8 protein-coding genes and 1 pseudogene are annotated in these 17,846 nt (G+C 71.9%); 1 reads left to right on the top strand and 8 read right to left on the bottom strand.

Annotated features, from left to right (window positions below; translation table 11 throughout):
* Positions 1-1,387: DUF4241 domain-containing protein (locus D471_RS0103630; protein ID WP_026127377.1), on the bottom strand; the 1,387-nt coding region annotated here is incomplete at its 3' end.
* A gap of 238 nt (positions 1,388-1,625) precedes the next feature.
* On the opposite strand from D471_RS0103630, the gene D471_RS32875 reads away from it, so the two are divergent.
* On the top strand, positions 1,626-3,710 hold the full coding sequence (locus D471_RS32875; protein WP_017597368.1) for a plasmid pRiA4b ORF-3 family protein: 2,085 nt from the start codon (positions 1,626-1,628) through the stop codon (positions 3,708-3,710).
* Positions 3,711-3,958: 248 nt separating this feature from the next.
* On the opposite strand, the gene D471_RS0103620 is transcribed toward D471_RS32875, so the two are convergent.
* The 7 genes and pseudogenes from D471_RS0103620 to D471_RS0103590 all read right to left on the bottom strand — a co-directional run bounded on the left by D471_RS0103620 (position 3,959) and on the right by D471_RS0103590 (position 17,508).
* Positions 3,959-4,909 carry a mechanosensitive ion channel family protein gene (locus D471_RS0103620; protein ID WP_017597367.1) on the bottom strand — a complete coding sequence of 317 codons (951 nt, stop codon included), beginning with the start codon at positions 4,907-4,909 and terminating at the stop codon, positions 3,959-3,961.
* Positions 4,910-5,075: 166 nt separating this feature from the next.
* The gene (locus D471_RS40715; RefSeq protein ID WP_017597366.1) at positions 5,076-5,297 is read right to left on the bottom strand and encodes a hypothetical protein; all 222 of its coding nucleotides are present in this window, start codon (positions 5,295-5,297) and stop codon (positions 5,076-5,078) included.
* 526 nt (positions 5,298-5,823) lie between these two features.
* Positions 5,824-7,266 (bottom strand): hypothetical protein, encoded by a 1,443-nt coding sequence (locus D471_RS0103610; protein ID WP_017597365.1) that lies wholly within the window; start codon positions 7,264-7,266, stop codon positions 5,824-5,826.
* 46 nt (positions 7,267-7,312) lie between these two features.
* Entirely contained in the window at positions 7,313-9,475 is a 2,163-nt protein-coding gene (locus D471_RS0103605; protein WP_017597364.1) for a DEAD/DEAH box helicase, read from the bottom strand.
* Positions 9,472-10,760: pseudogene (brxD, locus tag D471_RS32865) on the bottom strand (BREX system ATP-binding protein BrxD). Before brxD ends, D471_RS0103605 begins: the two are co-directional and overlap by 4 nt.
* 2 nt (positions 10,761-10,762) lie before the next feature.
* Entirely contained in the window at positions 10,763-13,708 is a 2,946-nt protein-coding gene (gene pglZ, locus D471_RS0103595; protein ID WP_017597361.1) for a BREX-2 system phosphatase PglZ, read from the bottom strand.
* Entirely contained in the window at positions 13,705-17,508 is a 3,804-nt protein-coding gene (locus D471_RS0103590; RefSeq protein ID WP_026127376.1) for a bacteriophage resistance gene pglY, read from the bottom strand. The genes pglZ and D471_RS0103590 overlap by 4 nt, the downstream gene beginning before the upstream one ends.
* Positions 17,509-17,846: the final 338 nt, after the last annotated feature.

Here is a 17,846-nt window from a genome sequence, read left to right as displayed (position 1 = left end):
CCGGGTCCCCGCCACTGACGGGCTCGTCCAGGGTCCTGGACCAGTGGCTGGTGTCCCCGGACCGCGCACGGGGGTCGGTGGAGGCGAGGGGATCGGGGGCCTCCGTGTGGACGATCGCGTGGGCCAGGCGCCGCAGCAGGAGCACACCGTGCCGGGTGTGCGCCTCCCCGCCCATGGAGTCGCCGACGGTACCCGCGAACACCTGGGCCGTGTGGGAGCCGGGGGCGTCGAGGAAGGCGCGGGCCGCCTCCCGCATCCGCCGTTCCCGGTCGGCGAACCGCTCCCGCTCCTGCCCCGTGTGGCCGATGACGAGGTTGTGGTCGCGCTCCGACTCCAGGAACAGTTCCTTGACGTGGGGCAGACATGACACGTCGCAGGCACTGACCACACCGCTGCCGCCGTCCACCAGCACGCCGAAGAACTGACCCTCGCCGAGGACGTGGAAGTCCTGGCCCGGGCTCAGGGCCATCTCCCAGGAGTCGACCGGAGTTCCCGCCAAATCCGCGACGTCGATCCGCAGGCCCGCCACCAGGGCGAACTCCCGGTCGGGAGCGGTGGAGCGCAGCACCGACAGCCGCATGGGGTGATCGCCGGGCGGCAGGGGGACCGCCAGGGCCTGCTCCTCCTCGGCGTCCACCAGCCGGGAGGGGTCACAGACGAGGAGCCGCCCGGTGGGCAGGGCGATCGTCCCGATGTCGTGCACCTCGACCGTGCCCGCGCTCTTCCACCGCGCGTCCCGGTGTCGCGTCCCCGGCCGGAAGAGCTCGTCGACGCCGACCGGCGCCAACGGGCCCGGAGGACTCCAGGGCGCGGGCACGGGAGCGGAGTCGGGCTCGACGTCGGCGTCACTCAACCGGACGGACGTCTCGCGTAGCCGGGGGTGCAGCGCCAGGAGTTCCTCCCAGCGGCCGAACCCGGGCGCCGACAGGTTCGCGATGGCCACGAGGTCCTCGTCCGGCCACCGGTTGACGGTGGTGCGCCCACCGCCGAGGTAGTCGTTGTGGTAGCTCGCCCACTCCGACCCCATCAGCACGACGGTGGTCAGCACGAGCCCCTGGTCCGCGTCGGTGCCCTCCGTGGCGGCGGGGTCCGGCCAGCGTCGGCTGTGGGTGAGGGTGAGCGCGCCGTCCTCCCGGCGCGCGTAGCGGTGGTGGGTGCGCCGCTCGCCGTCGGCGTCGAACAGCCAGACCCCGCAGTGGTCATGCGACCAGGCGATCTCCAGTAGGACGAGCGGGTCGCCCCCGGGGTCCCGGACGAGCACGGCGTACTGTTCACCGGCCTCGTCGCGTTCCCGTGCGGCGCCCGGGGCCAACAGGCCGACGGGGCGGGCGGTGGCGGGGTCCCACCCCTCGCAGTAGACGAGGCGGCAGGCGGTGGAGGAGGGCATGGTGGGGGTTTCTCCGATGCTTCGTGCGGGTGTCCCGAGGAACCTACCGCCCGCCCCCGACACGGACGGTCGGGGGCGGCGTTGCGTCCCGCGTCCGGCGGCGGGTCCGGCCCGTCGGACCCGCGCGGAACCCGTCTCGTGCCCTTCTCCGCGCGGATTTCCCGAAACCGCCGTGCTTCCCCGAGGCCGACCGCTAGAACTGAGAGCACCGAACCGCAGCAAGCCTCAGGGAGAGGGTATGGCACGCCGCGCAACGTCGCATCGGGTCCACCGGCTCACGATCGCCCTCGACGGCACCAACCCTCCGGTGTGGCGCCGCGTCGAAGTACCCTCCGTCACCCGCCTCGACGAACTGCACACGGTCATCCAGGCGGTCATGGGCTGGAACGACGAACACCTGCACACCTTCGAGTTCGGCGGACGGCGCTACAGCGGCCACGCGGACGACCATCCCGGGTTCGGTCCCCCCGACCGGGACGAGCGCGCGGCCAGGGTCGGTGACGTCCTGCGGCGCCCCGGTTCCCAGGGCACCTATGGCTACGACTTCGGCGACGACTGGCGGCACACCATCACCGTGGAGGACGTCGGCGAGGCCGCGACCGGCACCGTCTACCCGCGGTTCCTTGACGGCCACGGCGGCTGCCCGCCCGAGGACTGCGGCGGCGCCGAGGGGTACGAACACCTGCGCCACCTGCGCGACCATCCCGACGAGATCCAGGACGGTTCCCACGGCGAGGCCGAGGAGCAGCGGGCCTGGGTGGGGCTGCTCGCCCCCGACGACCTCGAGGTCGGAGAGATCGGGGAGGCGCTGCGCGCGGCGGTCGGGGCACTGCCCCTGGACGAGCCCGCCGACGCCGCCGCACGCGCCGACCCCGCCCGGCCGGTGACGCTCCCCCCGGCGGACGAGCTCGCCCGCACGGCCCTGGACGCCCCGTTGCTGCTCGGCGCGGTCCGGCTGGCCCGGTGGACCGCCCCGAGCCGGAAACTGACCGGTACCGGCGTGCCCCGCCCCACCGACGCCCGCGCCGCGGTCGAGGAACTCGACCTGTGGCCGGTCGTCTCCGAGAAGGAGGCCACCGAGCGCGCCGAGGCCCTGCGGCACAGCCGGACCGCCAGGGACCTCCTCGACTTCCTGCTGCCCTGGGAGGCGGCCGTCGAGCTGGGTCTGGTCGAGGTACGGGCCACCACCGCGCGCCCCACCGGCGCGGTCCACGGACTGGAGGCGGACCCCGAACGGGTGCTGGACCTGTGGACGGACCTGTTCGAGGCGGTCATCGAGGGTCCGCCCACCCCGGGCGGTTACCGCCGCTCGGGGATCGACGGGTCCGACGTCCTTCCCCCGACCCTGCGCTCCCTGTACGAGGCGCCCGACGGCACCGAGTTCCCCCTCGCCGAGCTGGCCGGAGCGCTGGTCCCCCGGGAAGACGGAGTGAGCCTCTTTCCCGCCCCGGACGCCGAGAGGTGGGAGGAGCTCATGACCGAGATCCTCTACGCCGCGGTGCACGAGCTCGCCGGGATCGGCGCGGTGCGGCTGACCGATCGCACTCCCCCGCCCCTCGCGGCCCTGTACCGGCCGGGGCACACCCGCTCGCGCGTCCCCGACCAGGCTGAGGAGGAGGCCGCCCACGCGGCCGGGGTCATCGACTGCTCGGTCGCGCTCACCCCCCTGGGCCGGTTCGGGACCCGGGAGCTCCTGCTCGGTTGGGGAATCCCGGCACCGCTGAGTGGGTCCCTGGCCACGGCCGGGGCGGACGAGCTCCTCGACGCGCTGGCGGCGCTGCCGAGGGAGTACCACACCGCCGAGGTCACGCCGTGGGCGGCCAACCGCACGGCGGACGAGGCGGTGCGGGAGATCGCCGAGGCCGCCGCGGCGCCGACCGGCCACGGGGCCGCGCGCCGCGCCCTGGGCGCGATGGTGCTCAACTCGCTGGGTGAGCGGACCGCGCCCGCGCTGCGCGCCCTGCTCGGATCGGACCGAAGGACCATGGTCGGCCTCGCGGCCAGCGCGCTGCTCAGCTCCGACGCGCTCTCCCGGGAGGAGGGGCGGCGGATGTTCAGCGAGCACGGCCCCTGGATGGTCATCGACACCGTCGCCGGGCCGATGGAACTGGGCGAGTACCAGGTCAGCACGTTGTTCGCCCTCAACGAGGAGGCGGACGGAGGGTCCATCGGGCGGATGGTGCTCGAGACCGCCGACGACCTGTGGCGGGTGGACCACCCCCAGACCGTCACGGCGTTGGAGACCCTGGGGCGGCTGCACCCGGACAGGCGGGTGGCCAAGGCGGCCCGGCGGGCCGCCCACAAGGCCCGCAGCCGGGGGTGAGGCGTCGGGCCGCCGCCGGGCGAGTCCATACCGTTCACGTCCCCGGTGGCACTCATCGGGCTGAGGGGTTCCACGGTGCGGGCGTCGTGCAGGGGGGAACACCCCGTGAGCCGCACCAGGCCGGGCGGGCGGCCCACGGAAGGATCGCGCGAGCGGTCCGAGAAATCAGGACCAAGATGATGGCCGCGCACGCTCACCCGGCGTGCGCGGCCATCACGTGGCAGCCCATCTCGATCAGGGCGGCCCCGTCAGGCGGTGGAACCGCCGTCGGTGCGCATCCAGACGGTGCGCTGGGGGAAGGGAATCTCGATTCCCGCGGCGTCCAGGGACGCCTTCACGCGGCGGCGCAGTTCACGGGTCACGGCCCACTGCTCGAGCGGAACGGTCTTGACGACGAAGCGCACGACGACGCCGTCCGCGTCCAGGGACTGCACACCCCAGATCGACGGGTCCTCCAGGAGGATGCCCTCGAACTGCGGGTCCTTGCGCATCTCCCGGCCGGTCCGCTCCAAGGCCTCGTAGACCTTCTCCAGGTTGGACTCGTAGGACACGGAGACGTCGAGGACGGCGCGGGCCCAGTCCTGGCTGTCGTTGCGCACCCGCTGGATCTCGCCGTTGCGGATGTGCCACAGGCCGCCGTTGATGTCGCGGACCTGGGTGAGCCGCAGACCCACGCTCTCGACCGTGCCGACCGCCTCACCGAGGTCGACGACGTCACCGACGCCGTACTGGTCCTCGATCATGATGAGCATGCCGGCCAGGTAGTCGGCGACCAGACTCTGGGCACCGAAGCCGATCGCCAGGCCGACCACTCCCGCACTGGCCAGCAGGGGACCGAGGGCGATGCCGACCTGGTCGAGGATCATCGCCAGGGCCGTCCCCACGACGACGATGGTCGTGAAGCTGCTGAGCACCGAACCGATGGTGCGGGCCCGCTGCTGGCGCCTCTCGCTGGCCCGGGACGCGTCGCGCTGGAGGACCGCGGGGCCCCGGGCGGAGCGGTTCGGCGCGTTCTCCCCTTCGGAGGGCTGCAGGAGGCGTTCCACGGCGCGGGAGATCGCGCGCCTGGCCACCGCTCGGACGATCAGCGCGCCGAGGATGATGAGGAGGATCCGCAGGGGAACGCCGACCAGCAGATCGAGGTTGTCCTGAAACCATCCGGGGACGGCGGCCGCCTGCTCGACGGCTTCACTGTTCACTTTGGTGCTCCACTGGGTTGGACGGACATAGGCGACGATCGACGTAGAACGTACTTGCGGTTCTCCGCACAGGTCAAAGCGGGTGAGGCGAAGCTCCACGTCGGGGCCTACGTCAACGGCGACCGCTCCGGTCTCGGGCGCGGCCATCGCCGGGGGTCGCAGCCGATCAGAGGCGGGTCGGGACCCGTTCGAGGATGCGTGTGAGGGAGTCGGGGCCGGAGGCTTCGGCCAGGCCGGCGGGGCCCGCGACCCAGTAGGAGAGCGTGGACTCCCCGAACCAGATGAACAGGTGGGGGTAAGAGGCGAGACCGCGCCGAAGGCGTTCTTTGAGGGTGGTGGAGGGCGACGGGCGGACCTGGGGGAGGCGGTGCTGCGGCTCGGGACGCAACGGCCTTCCGGACGTGGCCGGAGCCAATGAGTGGCGTCCTGCTCCTGGAGGAGGACAGTGAACAACTAGGTCCCCGAAGGGCGTACCCGGCTCGTCCGTTCCCGGGACAGTGCCCTGAACGGCCGGAAGCGCGGTTCTCCGGCCGAGCACGCCTCACACGCGCGTGGCGCGCTCCTGAACGGCGGACTTCTCTCTCCGACCGCTACCGGACTATTCACTGGAGTCCTCGAGCCCGGTGCCGACAGCCTTGACCACACACCCTTGGGGACCACCCCCGAGCTGGGAGTTCGTGTGCAGCGCTGTGGTGCGTATCCGTGACTCGCAACGTCCGGGGACACAAGAGTGACTGCTTTGCCCACCAAGCGGTGTCGACGCGCTCGAAGCGGCACCGAACCGCGCGCAGCGGTTCCCGGGGGCTCCTTCCGAATGCTCGGAAGCATGCGTTACCGCAGCCGTGAGCCGTACCCCCACAACGCGCTCACCGTGGCCCGGACACTCCTCGATCGCGCAGACCGGCACGACACCGTCACGATGTTCCCGAAGATCCGACTTCTGCGCAGGTGAGGTGACTCAACACCATGGTCGGGGACCACCTCCGTTTATCCTCATCCTCGCTCGCCTCCGCGAGAAGGTGGATGGTGAACTCCCTGGTTACGGGGCGGGTAGCCTCCGGATGGTGACGCAGCCCTCCCGGTTGGTCCGCGTCGGCGCCAGGCATGTCGATGAGCCAGTCCAGCGTCTCGTCGTCCAGAAGATCGGGCTCCGACAGGTCCTTGAGCAGGGTCTCCGCCGTGGTGTCGCGGTAAACCCCAGGAAGCGGAACCCTCGCTTGGATCGCGTCGCGTACGATCCGCTCGCAGATGGCGTCCCAGCGGCCCCGGCCCCACCAGTGGCGCGTGTAGCTTGTCGCTCCGCCGACGCTGAGCAGCCGCAAGGTCGCTTCGGGGCCGAGAAGGTCCTCGTCGAGGCGCTTCCACAAGCGCAGCTGTTCGGACACCGTCCTTCGTACCTCCGGCCACCCCTCACCGAACAGGCCGGAGATCTTCCGCCCGTCGGGAAGAGCCCCATCGGAATCCGTGAGCCGAGCTTCGATCGCATCCCAATCGGTCCCCTCGACGTCGTCGAGATAGGGCATGACCGCCTTGGTCACCGCGATGTTGACCCGCGCCATGAGAACGTCGTCGGGCAGGTGATGGCCTTCCACGGCCGTCTCGTTCCTCCAGCACCACAGCGCGACGCCGATCGCCGCCGCGCTGGGAACGTAGTCGGGGAACACGTCCCGTCCCACCAGGCCCCGAACGAACTCGTAGTAGGTCCTGAACCCCTCCTCCTGGTTCAGCCTGGTCCCCAGCTCCTCCCTTGAGAGCCCGCTGTAGGCGGCCGCCGGTGCGAAGATCCAGTCGGCGTAGGCACAGGAGAGGAGTTCGTCGGTGCTGACGTCACTGCCCTCGGCGGCCTTCATGTGGAGGGGGTCCAGGAGTCCGAGCGCTCCGAGCCGTCGAGCGATCGTACCTGTAGCCGCCTCGCTGCTGGGACCGGTGTCCAACGTCACGGGTGCGTCGAGCGGTTCGATGAGCGGGTACAGCGAGTTCATCTCGGCTGCGGGGAACTCGTCCGAGGAAAAGCAGATCCGCTGTGCCCACACGTCGTATTCGGCCAGGAGAACCACTCCGGAACGGACGAGCCGGGCGGTGATCGTCGGACCGTGGCCTGGTTCGTGGTAACCCTCCTGGAACTCGTCGAACATCCACCATCCGGCTTTCAGCAGCGGCTCGACGAGTGACTCGAGTTCCTCGAAGGAGCGTTGCCAGTCCTCCTCAGACGGCTCCGTGGACTCGTTCAGTTCGGCGAGTGCCGCGTGGACTCCCCTCCGGTACTCCGGTTCACGGTAGGTTTCGAGCAGTCGCTGGATCCGCCCCGCAGCTGCCTCACCTGCCCTCTGTTCGGTTTCCTCGGCGAACTTCTCCACCCGCCGGGAAATACGGGCGAGCGGGTCCTCTGGTACGGCAGAGTCGTCACTGGGCAATGAACCGGGTGCTTTCTGTGAGGAGAGTACGCGCCCCCTCCACGTCGGCGAGGCGCGCGGACAGCGTGCGTTCGGCCAGGTGCTTGGGCAGGGCGGCGTTGAACTTGAGCCCCTCCAGGGCCCGTGTGGCCACGGTGGGCAGGGTGACGCTCTCCCGAGCGGCCTTCTTGGCCGCGACCCAGGTGCGCGGGTCCAGGTCGGCGTTCAGTCGCAGGCACGCGTCGTTGGGCTGCTGCTTGGGGTCGGCGGCGTTTCCCAGGCTGGCGATCAGGGTGAGGTTGGCCCGGGCACCGGCCCAGGTCCACCAGCGCAGGTCGCCGTTGGCGGCGCGCACGATCACCGACCCTGCGGGGTGCACGAGGTCGATGTGCTCCTCACGCGCCTCGGCCAGGGCGTTGACCGCCCTGCGGGTGAGCCGCACCAGCGGATCGGCGCCCAGGAGCACCTCGCGCACCGCTCGGGTGAGGTGGAAGAAGGAGCCCAGGTGGCCGCCCGAGTCCCACTTGGCCTTGCCTCCGCCCCCCTCGACGGGGTCGACGAAGCACCGCTGCCTGCGCCAGTCCACCCCGGTCACCACCCAGGTGCGCCCGGCCAGGAGAAGGCGGCGCGGTCCGGTCCGTTCCTCGTCGGAGGACAGCAGCGCCGGGTCCACCCGGCCGATCTCGGTGCGCCCGTTCAGCGCGGTGAACTGCGGCGGTGCGGTGAAGACGCTGGTCAGTTCCATGAAGTGGCGGTGGCCGAAGCGCTTCTCCGCCTCGGGGCCGATCATCATCAGCCCGCCGTCCAGGTCGATGAACCCCTCCCTGATCAGGTGGGCGGCGATCGGCTCGCCCTGGTGGAAGGGTTCGAGGTCGCCCCACCACTCCGGCCAGAGGCTCGCACCCACCTCGGGCTCCTGCAGGCACAGGGCCAGGAGCTGCTGGGCGACGATGTGCCGCGGTTCGGGGGTGGGGACGACGGGTTCCACCCAGTGCCGCCCCCACAGGTGCAGGAGACCGGCGGCGTCCAGGAGTCCGGCCTTGTCGATCGCCAGGAACAGGCAGTTGCGGATGCTTCCCCGACGCCGCCCGGTGCGGCCGATGCGCTGGAGGAAGGAGGCGACGGTGCCGGGTGCGTTGATCTGGATCACGCGGTCGAGGTCGCCGACGTCGATCCCCAGTTCCAGGGTGCTGGTGGCGACGATGACGCAGTCGCGGGCCTCGGTGAAGGCGGCCTCTGCGCGGCGGCGCTCGTCCAGGGACAGGGAGGCGTGGGACAGGAAGGTGGTCACGCCCAGCTCGCGTAGCGCGTGGCCGAGTTCCTCCACGTACTTGCGGGAGTCGCAGAACACCAGGCGCTTCTCCCCCCGGTGCAGGGAGGCGATGACCTTGGCGGCGTTGGTGAGGGAGCCGACGTAGTCGAGTTCGACGTCGCCGGGCGGCGGCTCGTCGGGCACGCGGCCGGGCTCGGGCAGGTGCACCCCGGGAGCGATGACCCGCCCTGGCCTCTTGCCCGCCGCCGAACCCTGGAGCCAGGTGAGCAGGTCGTCGGGGTTGCCCACGGTGGCGGACAGGCCCACCCGCTGGACGGGGCGCCCGGCCACCCGGCCGAGCCGCTCCAGGACGGCCAGCAGGTGCCATCCGCGGTCGTCCCCGGCGAAGGCGTGCACCTCGTCCACGACGATGGCGTGCAGGTTCGTGAAGAACGCCCGGTGGTCGACCTTGACGCTCACCAGCATGGACTCCAGGGACTCCGGGGTGGTGAGCAGGATGTCGGGCCGACGCCGCAGGATGCGTTGGCGCGCGGACGTGGTGACGTCCCCGTGCCAGAGTTCGGCCGTGCGCCCCATCCACCCGGCGTAGGCCTGGACCCGTGGCAGCAGGTTGTTGAGCAGCGCCTTGATGGGGCACACGTACAGCAGCGACAGCCCGTCCCCCGGTCGCCCGGCCATGGCGGTGAGCAGGGGGAACAGCGCCGCCTCGGTCTTGCCCCCGGCGGTGGGCGCGAGCAGGACCGCGTCGCCGCCGTCGATCAGCGGGGCCAGGGCCTCGCGTTGCAGCGGACGCAGCCCGGGCCAGCCGAGGGTGTTGACGACGTGGTGGGCCAGGGTGGGGTGGAGCAGGTCGAGGCTGCTCGGGCCCGGCCCGCCGGGGTCCTCGGTGGCGCCGCTCACAGGTCCAGTTCCACCTCGTCGGCGCTGGCGGCGCGCTGCACGTGGGAGCCGCGTTCCACCTCGGTGAGCTCATGCCCGCCGACGGTCAGGCGGTAGTGCGCGCGGGGGTCGAAGTCGGGGTTCTGGTCGACCCGGTCCATCACGTCCACGAGTTTGCGCAGGAACAGCCGGGGCGCGATACCGACCCGGCCGCCCAGCTCCCCGGCGACGGCTTCGGCGAAGGCGAGCAGGTAGCCGTCGTCGACCTTCTCGCGCACCCGCTCGGGGGTGTCGGCGCCGTCGGCGTACAGCTCCCGGACGGCCGCGCCCAGCTCGTGCAGCTTGGCCAGGTCGAAGCCGGTCAGGCGGATCTGGGTGGCGTACAGGTTGTCGTGGGCCGGGTCGGGCAGGAAGTCGGTGTGCAGGCGCTGGGCCAGGGGCGCCAGGCGCTGGACCCCCTGGGGGCCGTCGAAGAACGCGGGCGTGCCGGTGATGACGAGGTACAGGCCGGGGAACTGCTTGTTGGCGATCTCGTCCAGGAGCTGGCGCAACGCGTTGAGCCCCTTCTCCCGGGTGTCGGTGCGGGCCCGCTGGAGGGTCTCCAGCTCGTCCAGGACCACGAGGAGCCCGGGGTGGCCGCAGTCGCGCAGCAGCACGAGCAGACCCTTGAGCGCGGCCAGGGCGCCGAAGTGGTCGAGGTCGCCCTTGATCCCGGCGTAGCGTTTGGCGGCGGAGGCGACGTTGGGCTGCCCGCCGAGCCAGGCGATGAGCGCCTCGGCGATGGCGGGTTCGCCCTCGGACTGGGCCCGGTGGTAGCCGCGNCGGACAGCCGCCGCTCCAGCAGCTCCAGGACGGCCGCGTCGAGCGCCTCCTCGTCGTCCTCGGCCACCTCGCCGGTGGCCAGGACGTCCTCCTCCAGGGCGTAGACCCAGTTGTCGACGATCTCGCGCAGGGCGCTGGGCGGCTGGGTGGCGGTGGTGAGGCGCTCGGTCAGCCGCCGGTAGACGGTCTCCAGCCGGTGCAGCGGGGTCTCGGTCTCGGAGATCTGGATCTCGGTGACGGCGAAGTTGGCGCGTTTGGCCCGCTCCCCCAACCAGCGGACGAAGAAGGTCTTGCCGGACCCGTACTCGCCCCGGACCGCCTTGAACTCCGCTCCCCCGCTGGTGACCGAGCCCAGTTCCCGGTCCAGGGCGTGGGTGAAGCGGTCCAGGCCCACGGCGAACAGGTCGAGGCCGCTGTGCGGGACGGTGCCGCGGCGCAGGGCTCCGACGACGTCGTCACGGCGGGCGGCGCTGACGGTGGTCACGGTCAGCTCCCTTCGCTGAGGAACTGCTGGTGGAGCAGGGAGGTGTTGAGTTCCGCGCCGCGGTCGCCGTCGGTCAGGGTCAGGACCGGGTAGGACTCGAGATTGAGGACCTTGCCGACCATCTTGAGGAAGCGCACGGCCCGGTGCGGGGCCTCGGACTTGCCCGCGGCCCGGGCCGCGGCGCCGACCGGCAGGCGCGGGTGGGTGCCGCCCGCGGCGACGAGGGCGTCGATGACCGCGCCGATCTCCCGCGCGGACGGCGCCTTGGCCACGCGCGCGAGACTGGCCTCGAACAGAGCCGTCGCGGTCACCCTGGCGCCCAGGCTGTCGGGGGCCAGGTCCTCGTCCCCGAACAGCGCGGGGGTCTGGTCCGGTGCGGGCTTGGGGCGCGACCGTCGACCGTCCGTGCTCTTGTGTCGACCGCCCGCGGCGTCCCGGACAGGCCCGGAGACAGCCGAGGCAGCCGGTGCGGGCCGTCCGCTCTGGACGGGGGAGGATGCCGTTCCGGCCTCCGCGACGGGGGCGGCGGTGCCCTCCAGCGGTTGGGACCACCACGTGGGTTCGGACTCGGCGGGCGAGAGCCGGGACCACCCCTTGGGCGCCCGGTCGAGCACGGGGACGAACGCCAGGACGGGGATGACCATCTCGGCGGCGGAGAACCCGCCGTGGTAGCCCTCCTTGCGGTCGGTGTAGCGGATGTCCTCGCGGTAGGGCACCACGAGGCGGCCGTCACCGACGAGCACCCGGTCGCCGGTGGCGAGGACCTCGCCGTCCCCGGGCTGCCCGGTGCGGTACCGGGCGGACTCGCCCGCCTGGGTCTTGCGCGCCTCCTGGCGGTCCCACACGTGGCCGTGGTCGGAGGTGAGCAGGACGGGCCGCCCGACGCGTGCGGCGGCGTCCAGGAGGGAGGTGAGCGCGCCGACCTGCTCCGGCCGCCAGGTGGGGTCGTTGCCCTCCCGGCCCTTGGCCAGGGCGTCGTCGATGGTGTTGAGCACGACCCCGACCACGGTGCCGGTGTCCTCCAGGTGTGCCTGGACCCGTACGGGCAGGTGCTGTCCGGCCCCGGCCTCCAGGTCGCGCTGGTGGTAGAGCACGGCGTCGCGGCGCCCGAAGCCCGGGCTCGCCCACAGGTCGCGGAACCCCTTGCGTTCGGTGTCCTGCTTGCCGGTGGTGAGGGTGCCCGTGAGCAGTGAGGCCCGCGAGCAGTTGGTCGTGGACGGGACGGTGGCCAGCGCGCCTTCCCTGGCCGGGTCGCCGTCCGTGTCCTGGCGGCCGATCTCGACGAGGCGTCCGCGCGCGTTGACGTGTTCGGCGAGCTGTACGGCCACCTCGGCGCTCATCCCGTCCAGGACGATGACCAGGGGGGCGTTCCCGACAGCCAGGGGGCGGGCGAAGTGGGCGAGCAGGTTCTCCGCGCGCGGCTGTTCGTCGGTGGGCGAGTGTCCGCCGTTCCACCGGTTGACGACGGTGGCGAACTCGGCGTCGACGAGGGCCCGCCACGCGCGGACCCGGTGGTAGAGGGTGGCCAGGGCCTGGTCGAGGACGGGCACCTCGGTGTGGTGGTGCCAGATGAGGGAGGCGGCCCGGTCCACCCACCCGGTGTCGCGCACGTGGGCGCGCACCCAGGCCCGGGTGGTGGTGGGCGCGGACGCGCCCAGAGGGTGCGCGGCGGTGCCGGTGGCCAGGCGGCGCAGGAGTCGGACCGCGTTGACCGCGACCAGCCCGGAGCGGCTGTCGGGGGCGTGGCGGCGGTGTTCGGACAGCCTGGTCAGCGCCTCCTCCACCTCGCGCAGGTCCTGCGGAAGCGGCAGGGACTCGCCGACGGACGCGTTCCCCTCGCCGAGGGCGACCCCGATGGCGCGGCCCAGGTCGGCCATGCGGCTGTGCAGTCCGGCGTCGAGCAGACCGCTGGTCTCGGCGATCGATCCGGCGTCGAGCTGGAGGAGGAGCTCCTCGGCGCGGCGGATGGTCTCGTCGGCGTGGACGGGGTCGGACAGGTCGAGCAGACGCAGAAGCGCCGCGACGCACGACTTGCCGAACTCGTCCAGGTCCCGGGAGCTGGGCCGACTCAGCCCGAAGTAGCGTTCCTGCGCCCGGATGAGGGCGTTGTGGGCGACCCCGCGCCGCTGTTCCGCACCGGGTTGTTCGTCGCGCGCGGCCCGGGCCAGCTCGCCCAGGGTCAGTCCGATGGGGATGGCGTCCAGGGCGTGGCCGCGGTCCAGGAGGGTGAAGAGAACGCGGGGGACGGCGCCCAGGGCCTCCACGGCGGCGGCGCGCAGCTCGTCGCGTTCGTCCTCGCCCAGTCGGGTGAACGCGGCCACGGCGTGGGGGTCGCGGGTCCACTCCAGAAGGGCGGCGCTGTCGACCTGTTCGCCTGGCTCACGGCCGAAGCGCACGGACACCGCGATGGACAGGGCCTGTTCGAGCTTGAGCACGCCGGTGCCCAGGCGTAGCTGCCGGGTGGCGCGGATGCCGCGCAGGGTGTGGGCGAGCCAGCTCCACCGGCCCGAGTACAGGCGCGGGTCGATGCCGGTGACCTTGAGGTCGGTGGCGAGCAGTTCCCAGTCGTTGAGTCGGGTGACGTCCTCGCCGAGGAACCTGCCCAGCAGCGCCTCGCCGAAGTCGGCGGGGTCGAGCGGAGTGAGCACGACGAGGTGGTCGACGTCCTCACCGAGCAGGCTGAGTTCGCGCACAATGGCCAGGACGCTGTCCGCGCCCGCGACGCGCACGGTCAGGTCCGCGTCGCCGTGGCGCACGCTGAGGGTGTCTGGGCCCTCCCAGTGCGGGTCGGCGGACAGGGCGAGGGCGCGGGCGGCGGAGGGCCGGTGGCCCTTGTCGACCCGGCGCTGTTCGGCCTCCAGGGCGCGCTGGAGTGCGCTGGTGACGGCCTCCTCGTTGACCCGTCCGAGTGCGGTGGGGGCGGGGGCGGTGCCTCGGGTGGCGGTCACTCGGCCTCCCGGATGGTGATCTGGATGGCCCTGCCCTCGGGGATGCCGAGGTCGCGGCGGAGCTTGGCGACGGTGGTGGCCACGTCGTCGTGGGAGTCGACCCGCACCCAGGAGACGGTCTCCTGCGGCTGGGGCTCCGGACCGCTGTCGTTACCCGTGTTCTCGGATGTCCCGTTCCCCTTGCCCGAACCCTCCTTCTCGGTGTGTTTGGAGGGCTTGCGCACGAGCAGGGCGACGGCCTCCTTGTTGGCTGCACTGAGGGCGGTGGCCAGACGCCTGCTGCTCTCGTCGTGGCGCGCGGTCTCCTGGAGACGGGCGAGGATTCCGGCGGCTTGGTCGGACTGGTCACCGCCTTCGCGGGCCAGTGGTTCGAGGGCCTCCAGCAGCTCCCACTGGGCGGCGTCCAGAGCGCTGGCCAGGTTTCCGGCGCCGGTCATGGCCATCTTGTACACCCCGGCCTCTCCGGGCAGGGCGGCCTGTCCGAGAGCGGTGACCAGCTCGGTGTCGTCGGTCAGACCACCCAGGCGGCCGAGGAGGTCGTCGCACGCGCGGGCGGTACGCAGGCGGGGCGCGTCGTCGTCCAGCCCCAGGACCCGGGCGTGCCGGGTGAGCTGTCCGACCAGGTGTTCGGTGCCCGACTGGAGGCGGCGGGCCTGTTCCTTGAGCTGTTCGGCCAGGCGTTGGACGGCGCGGGCGCTGCGCAGCGGCTGGCGGGTGAGCCCGAAGATCCGCTCGGCGCGCTCGTTGGCCCGCTCGAAGTCCTCCTCGGAGGGCAGCTCCTGGCGGCGCAGCACGATGTCACCGGCGAGCTGGCCGAAGGTGGCGCCGGTGTAGCGCTTGCCGCCCCGGATCCAGGCGCGGTCGCTCTGGACGGCGTAGACCTGCACGATGAGGTCGACGATGTCCTCGGGCAGGCCCTGACCGTCCTCGCGGGTGCGGATCCACTCCTTGAGCTTGCCGACGTTGACGTCGGTGCTGGTGGCCTGGTCGATGCTGGCGTACCGGTCGATCCTGCGCACCCAGTCGTCGCGCAGCACGAACACCTCGGTGACGGTGGCGATGTGCAGGGGGTCGGCTATGCGGCGCAGCACGTTCAGGTCGGTCTTGGGCGGCTCGTACCGGTTGAGCTTGTCGGCCTTGGCGGACTCGACGGCGGCGAGCACGGTGCTGAGTTCACTGCGGCGCACCGCGGCCTTGCCGGTGGGGCTGGACAGGTCCGGGTGCTCCGGGTACAGGTGGTCCAGCAGCTTGAAGGTGACGCGTTCCAATGCCGCGGGGAACTGGCTGCCCGCCTCCAGCGGGATGGACAGCGACGACGGCAGCGGCTCGATGTGCGGGTCCGCCTGGGCCCCGTAGTCGCCGCTGTCGGGGCCGGCCTCGACGAGCCCGTAGGCGCCGCGCAACAGGGACCGGACCTGGTTGGTGAGCTGGTTGCGCTGGTTGTCGAGCTGGGCGCGGGCCTCGCGGCGGTCGTCGCTGCTCCAGTCGGGCGCCTTCTCCTCCACGATGCCCGGTTGGAGGAGGTACTCCATCATGAGGATCCGGCGGGCGTCCTCGATCCGGTTCGGGGACAGGAAGGTGGGCAGCCACACCAGCCCGGCGACGGGTTCGGTGAACTCCTGGCGCAGCGTCTGCACCCGGTGCCGGTCCTCGGTGGGGTTGTGGTCGCCCTCGTCGAAGGGGTAGTCGACGACCACCCGCACGGCGTTGGCCGCCAGCGGTTGGAAGTCCTCCCGGTCCATGTCCTCGGGCGAACGGACGTTGCCGAAGACGATCTCGACCGTGCGCTGGGTGCCGCGCCACACGACGGTGGTCCGCTCGGTTCCCGCGTCCAGTCCGAGCTCCTCCCAGAGCAGGCGCTTGAACAGGTGGCGCAGGGCGGGGTCGTTGGCGGCCGGGTAGGCGCTGCGCATGAGCGCCTCGGTGTCCACGCGCAGCAGGTTGAGCGAGATGGTGGGGTTGGTGGACTGGGCGCCGACGCGCACCTCGCCGAACTGGGCGGCCATGTCCTTGAAGAACTGGGTGACGGCGGTGACGTCCTGGCCGGTGCGGCGGGCCTTGACGATGCCCTGGTTGAGGGCGATGGCGCGGCTGGCGGTCAGGTCCTTCAGCGCGGGCACGTTGGGGGTGAGCGCGCTCAGCAGCAGGGTCTTGACGAGCAGGTCGTCGCGGCGGAACGGGGAGCGCACGTCGATCCCGGCCGTGTCGGCCTCGGTGAGCCGGTGCTTGTCCAGCAGCCAGGGCCGCACCCGGTTGCGGTAGAAGGTGCTGATCTTGGCGTACTCGGCGCTGAGCTGGTCCTTGAAGGGGCGGGACTCCCCCTCGAAGAGGACGTCGAAGACCGCGCCGAGCGGCACCATCTGCCCGACCGGCAGGCTGGTGCGGTGGTTGACCAGCAGTTGCAGGAGGAGCTTGAGCGCGCTGCGCTGGCGTTGGAGCGCCGCGGACAGGTCCACCATGACGTGCAGCAGGGCGGGGCTGAACGGGTAGAGGTTGCGGAAGTCCTCCCAGGTGCTGGTGTCGGCGCCGCCGTCGCTGTCCAGGAGGGTGTCGCGCACCTCGGCGCGGGTGTTGCGCATCCGCTCGAAGGCGGTGTCGATCTCGGCCTCCGCGGCGGCGTCGCGCGGCTTGATGAGGCGGTGGCGCACCACCTCGGTGAGGTTGGCGTCGGCGAGCTTGATGTGGCCGAAGCGGCCGTCCCAGTAGCTGATGGTCTGGGAGATGCCCTCGGTTCCGCCGCCGAGGCCGACCAGGTCGCGCAGGTCGCGCTGGCGGGGCACGAGGCTGATGATGGGCGCGGGCCGGTGGCTGTGGGAGGACTCGACGAGCTTGGCGATCTTCTGGATCTCGCCGTTGATGCGCGCCTCGTCGCCGATGAAGGCGGTGAAGCGCAGGATCAGCTCGTCCAGGAGCAGGACGACGGCGTCGCAGCCCAGGTGCTCCTTGGCGTGGCGGCTGATGACCGACAGGCCCTCGTCGATGCCGAGGTAGGCGTCCCCGGAGTCGCCGACGCTGGCGGCGTAGCGCTTGAACGGGCCGCCGAGCAGGGCGCTGACCAGTTCCTCGCGCAGGGTGCGTTCGGTGGAGTCGGTGCTCTCGGGGTGGACGGCGAACGCCTGGTCGAGGGTGTCGGTGGTCCAGGCGGCGGGGCCGCCGAAGGCGCCCCACACGTCGGCGCCGCCGCTGCCCTGGCCGTCATCGGACGTGGAGCCCCGGGCGGGAAGCTGGGCGATGAAGGCGTCGTCCCCGAGGTTGGCGCGCAGCTCGCGGGCATCGGCCAGTAGCCCGTCGGCGCGGTAGACGGCCGGAACGGGGGCGTCGGGGTGGTCGGCGCGAACCTGGCGGACATACCCGCCGAGGATGTTGGCCTCGATGGACACGGTCTCCTCGACCAGGTGCGCCTTGACCTCGATGAAGTTCTTGTTCGCGAGCCAGGTGTCGTGCTTGGCGAGGATGTCGGCCAGGCCGGGCTTGCCGCGCGCGTCGGGGTGGTGGTCGAGGATCGCGGAGAGCACGGCGAGGAAGTGGCTCTTACCGGCACCGAAGGAGCCGTGCAGGTAGGCGGCCTGGGACTTGCCGTCGGCGACGGAGGAGCGGATGGTCTCCAGGGCCTGGTCGAAGCACTCGGCGAGCTGGGGGGTGACCACGTACTCGGCGATGGCCTGGGCCTGGCGGGTGGTGGCGCTCTCGGTGAGCTTGACGACCAGATCGCCGTCCTGGACGGCCTCGGGGATGTCGATCAGGTCGCTGATGACTCGGCCGTTGCCGTTGCCGCCCGGGCCGGGGGGAGGGGTCGTCATCGCCAGGGTGCGCCTTTCTGCCATCGGGTCGGGTCGGAGACCGGGGTGCGGTGAGTGGGGTCGCCGGTGGAGGAGCCCGCGTGACCGGACTCCGGGATGCCCTGTGCGGTGGGGACATCGGGAGGATTGTGGTACGCGGCCCCAGGTGTTCTATCAGGGGTTTCCAGCCTATGCCCTGGCTGTGGCGGTTCCACACCGACGAAGGTCCCGGGTCGGACATGAGGAGTGCGAAAGAAGGGGTGTTCCGGTGCCGGGGAACGCCCATGTCAGGCGGGCGGTGTGCGGTGTCGGTACGGTCACCGGCCGGACTTCGGGGCGTTCCCGGGTGTTGTCCGGGG

This window comes from Nocardiopsis lucentensis DSM 44048, from assembly GCF_000341125.1.
Classification (GTDB): Bacteria; Actinomycetota; Actinomycetes; order Streptosporangiales; family Streptosporangiaceae; genus Nocardiopsis; species Nocardiopsis lucentensis.
Note: the sequence above shows the minus strand (reverse complement) of the source record. Positions and strands in the feature narration are given on the sequence as shown.

Excerpts from the sequence above, each read along its gene's own strand:
- D471_RS0103590 (WP_026127376.1), bottom strand. The coding sequence starts at position 17,508 with ATGACGACCCCTCCCCCCGGCCCGGGCGGCAACGGCAACGGCCGAGTC.
- D471_RS32875 (WP_017597368.1), top strand. The coding sequence starts at position 1,626 with ATGGCACGCCGCGCAACGTCGCATCGGGTCCACCGGCTCACGATCGCC.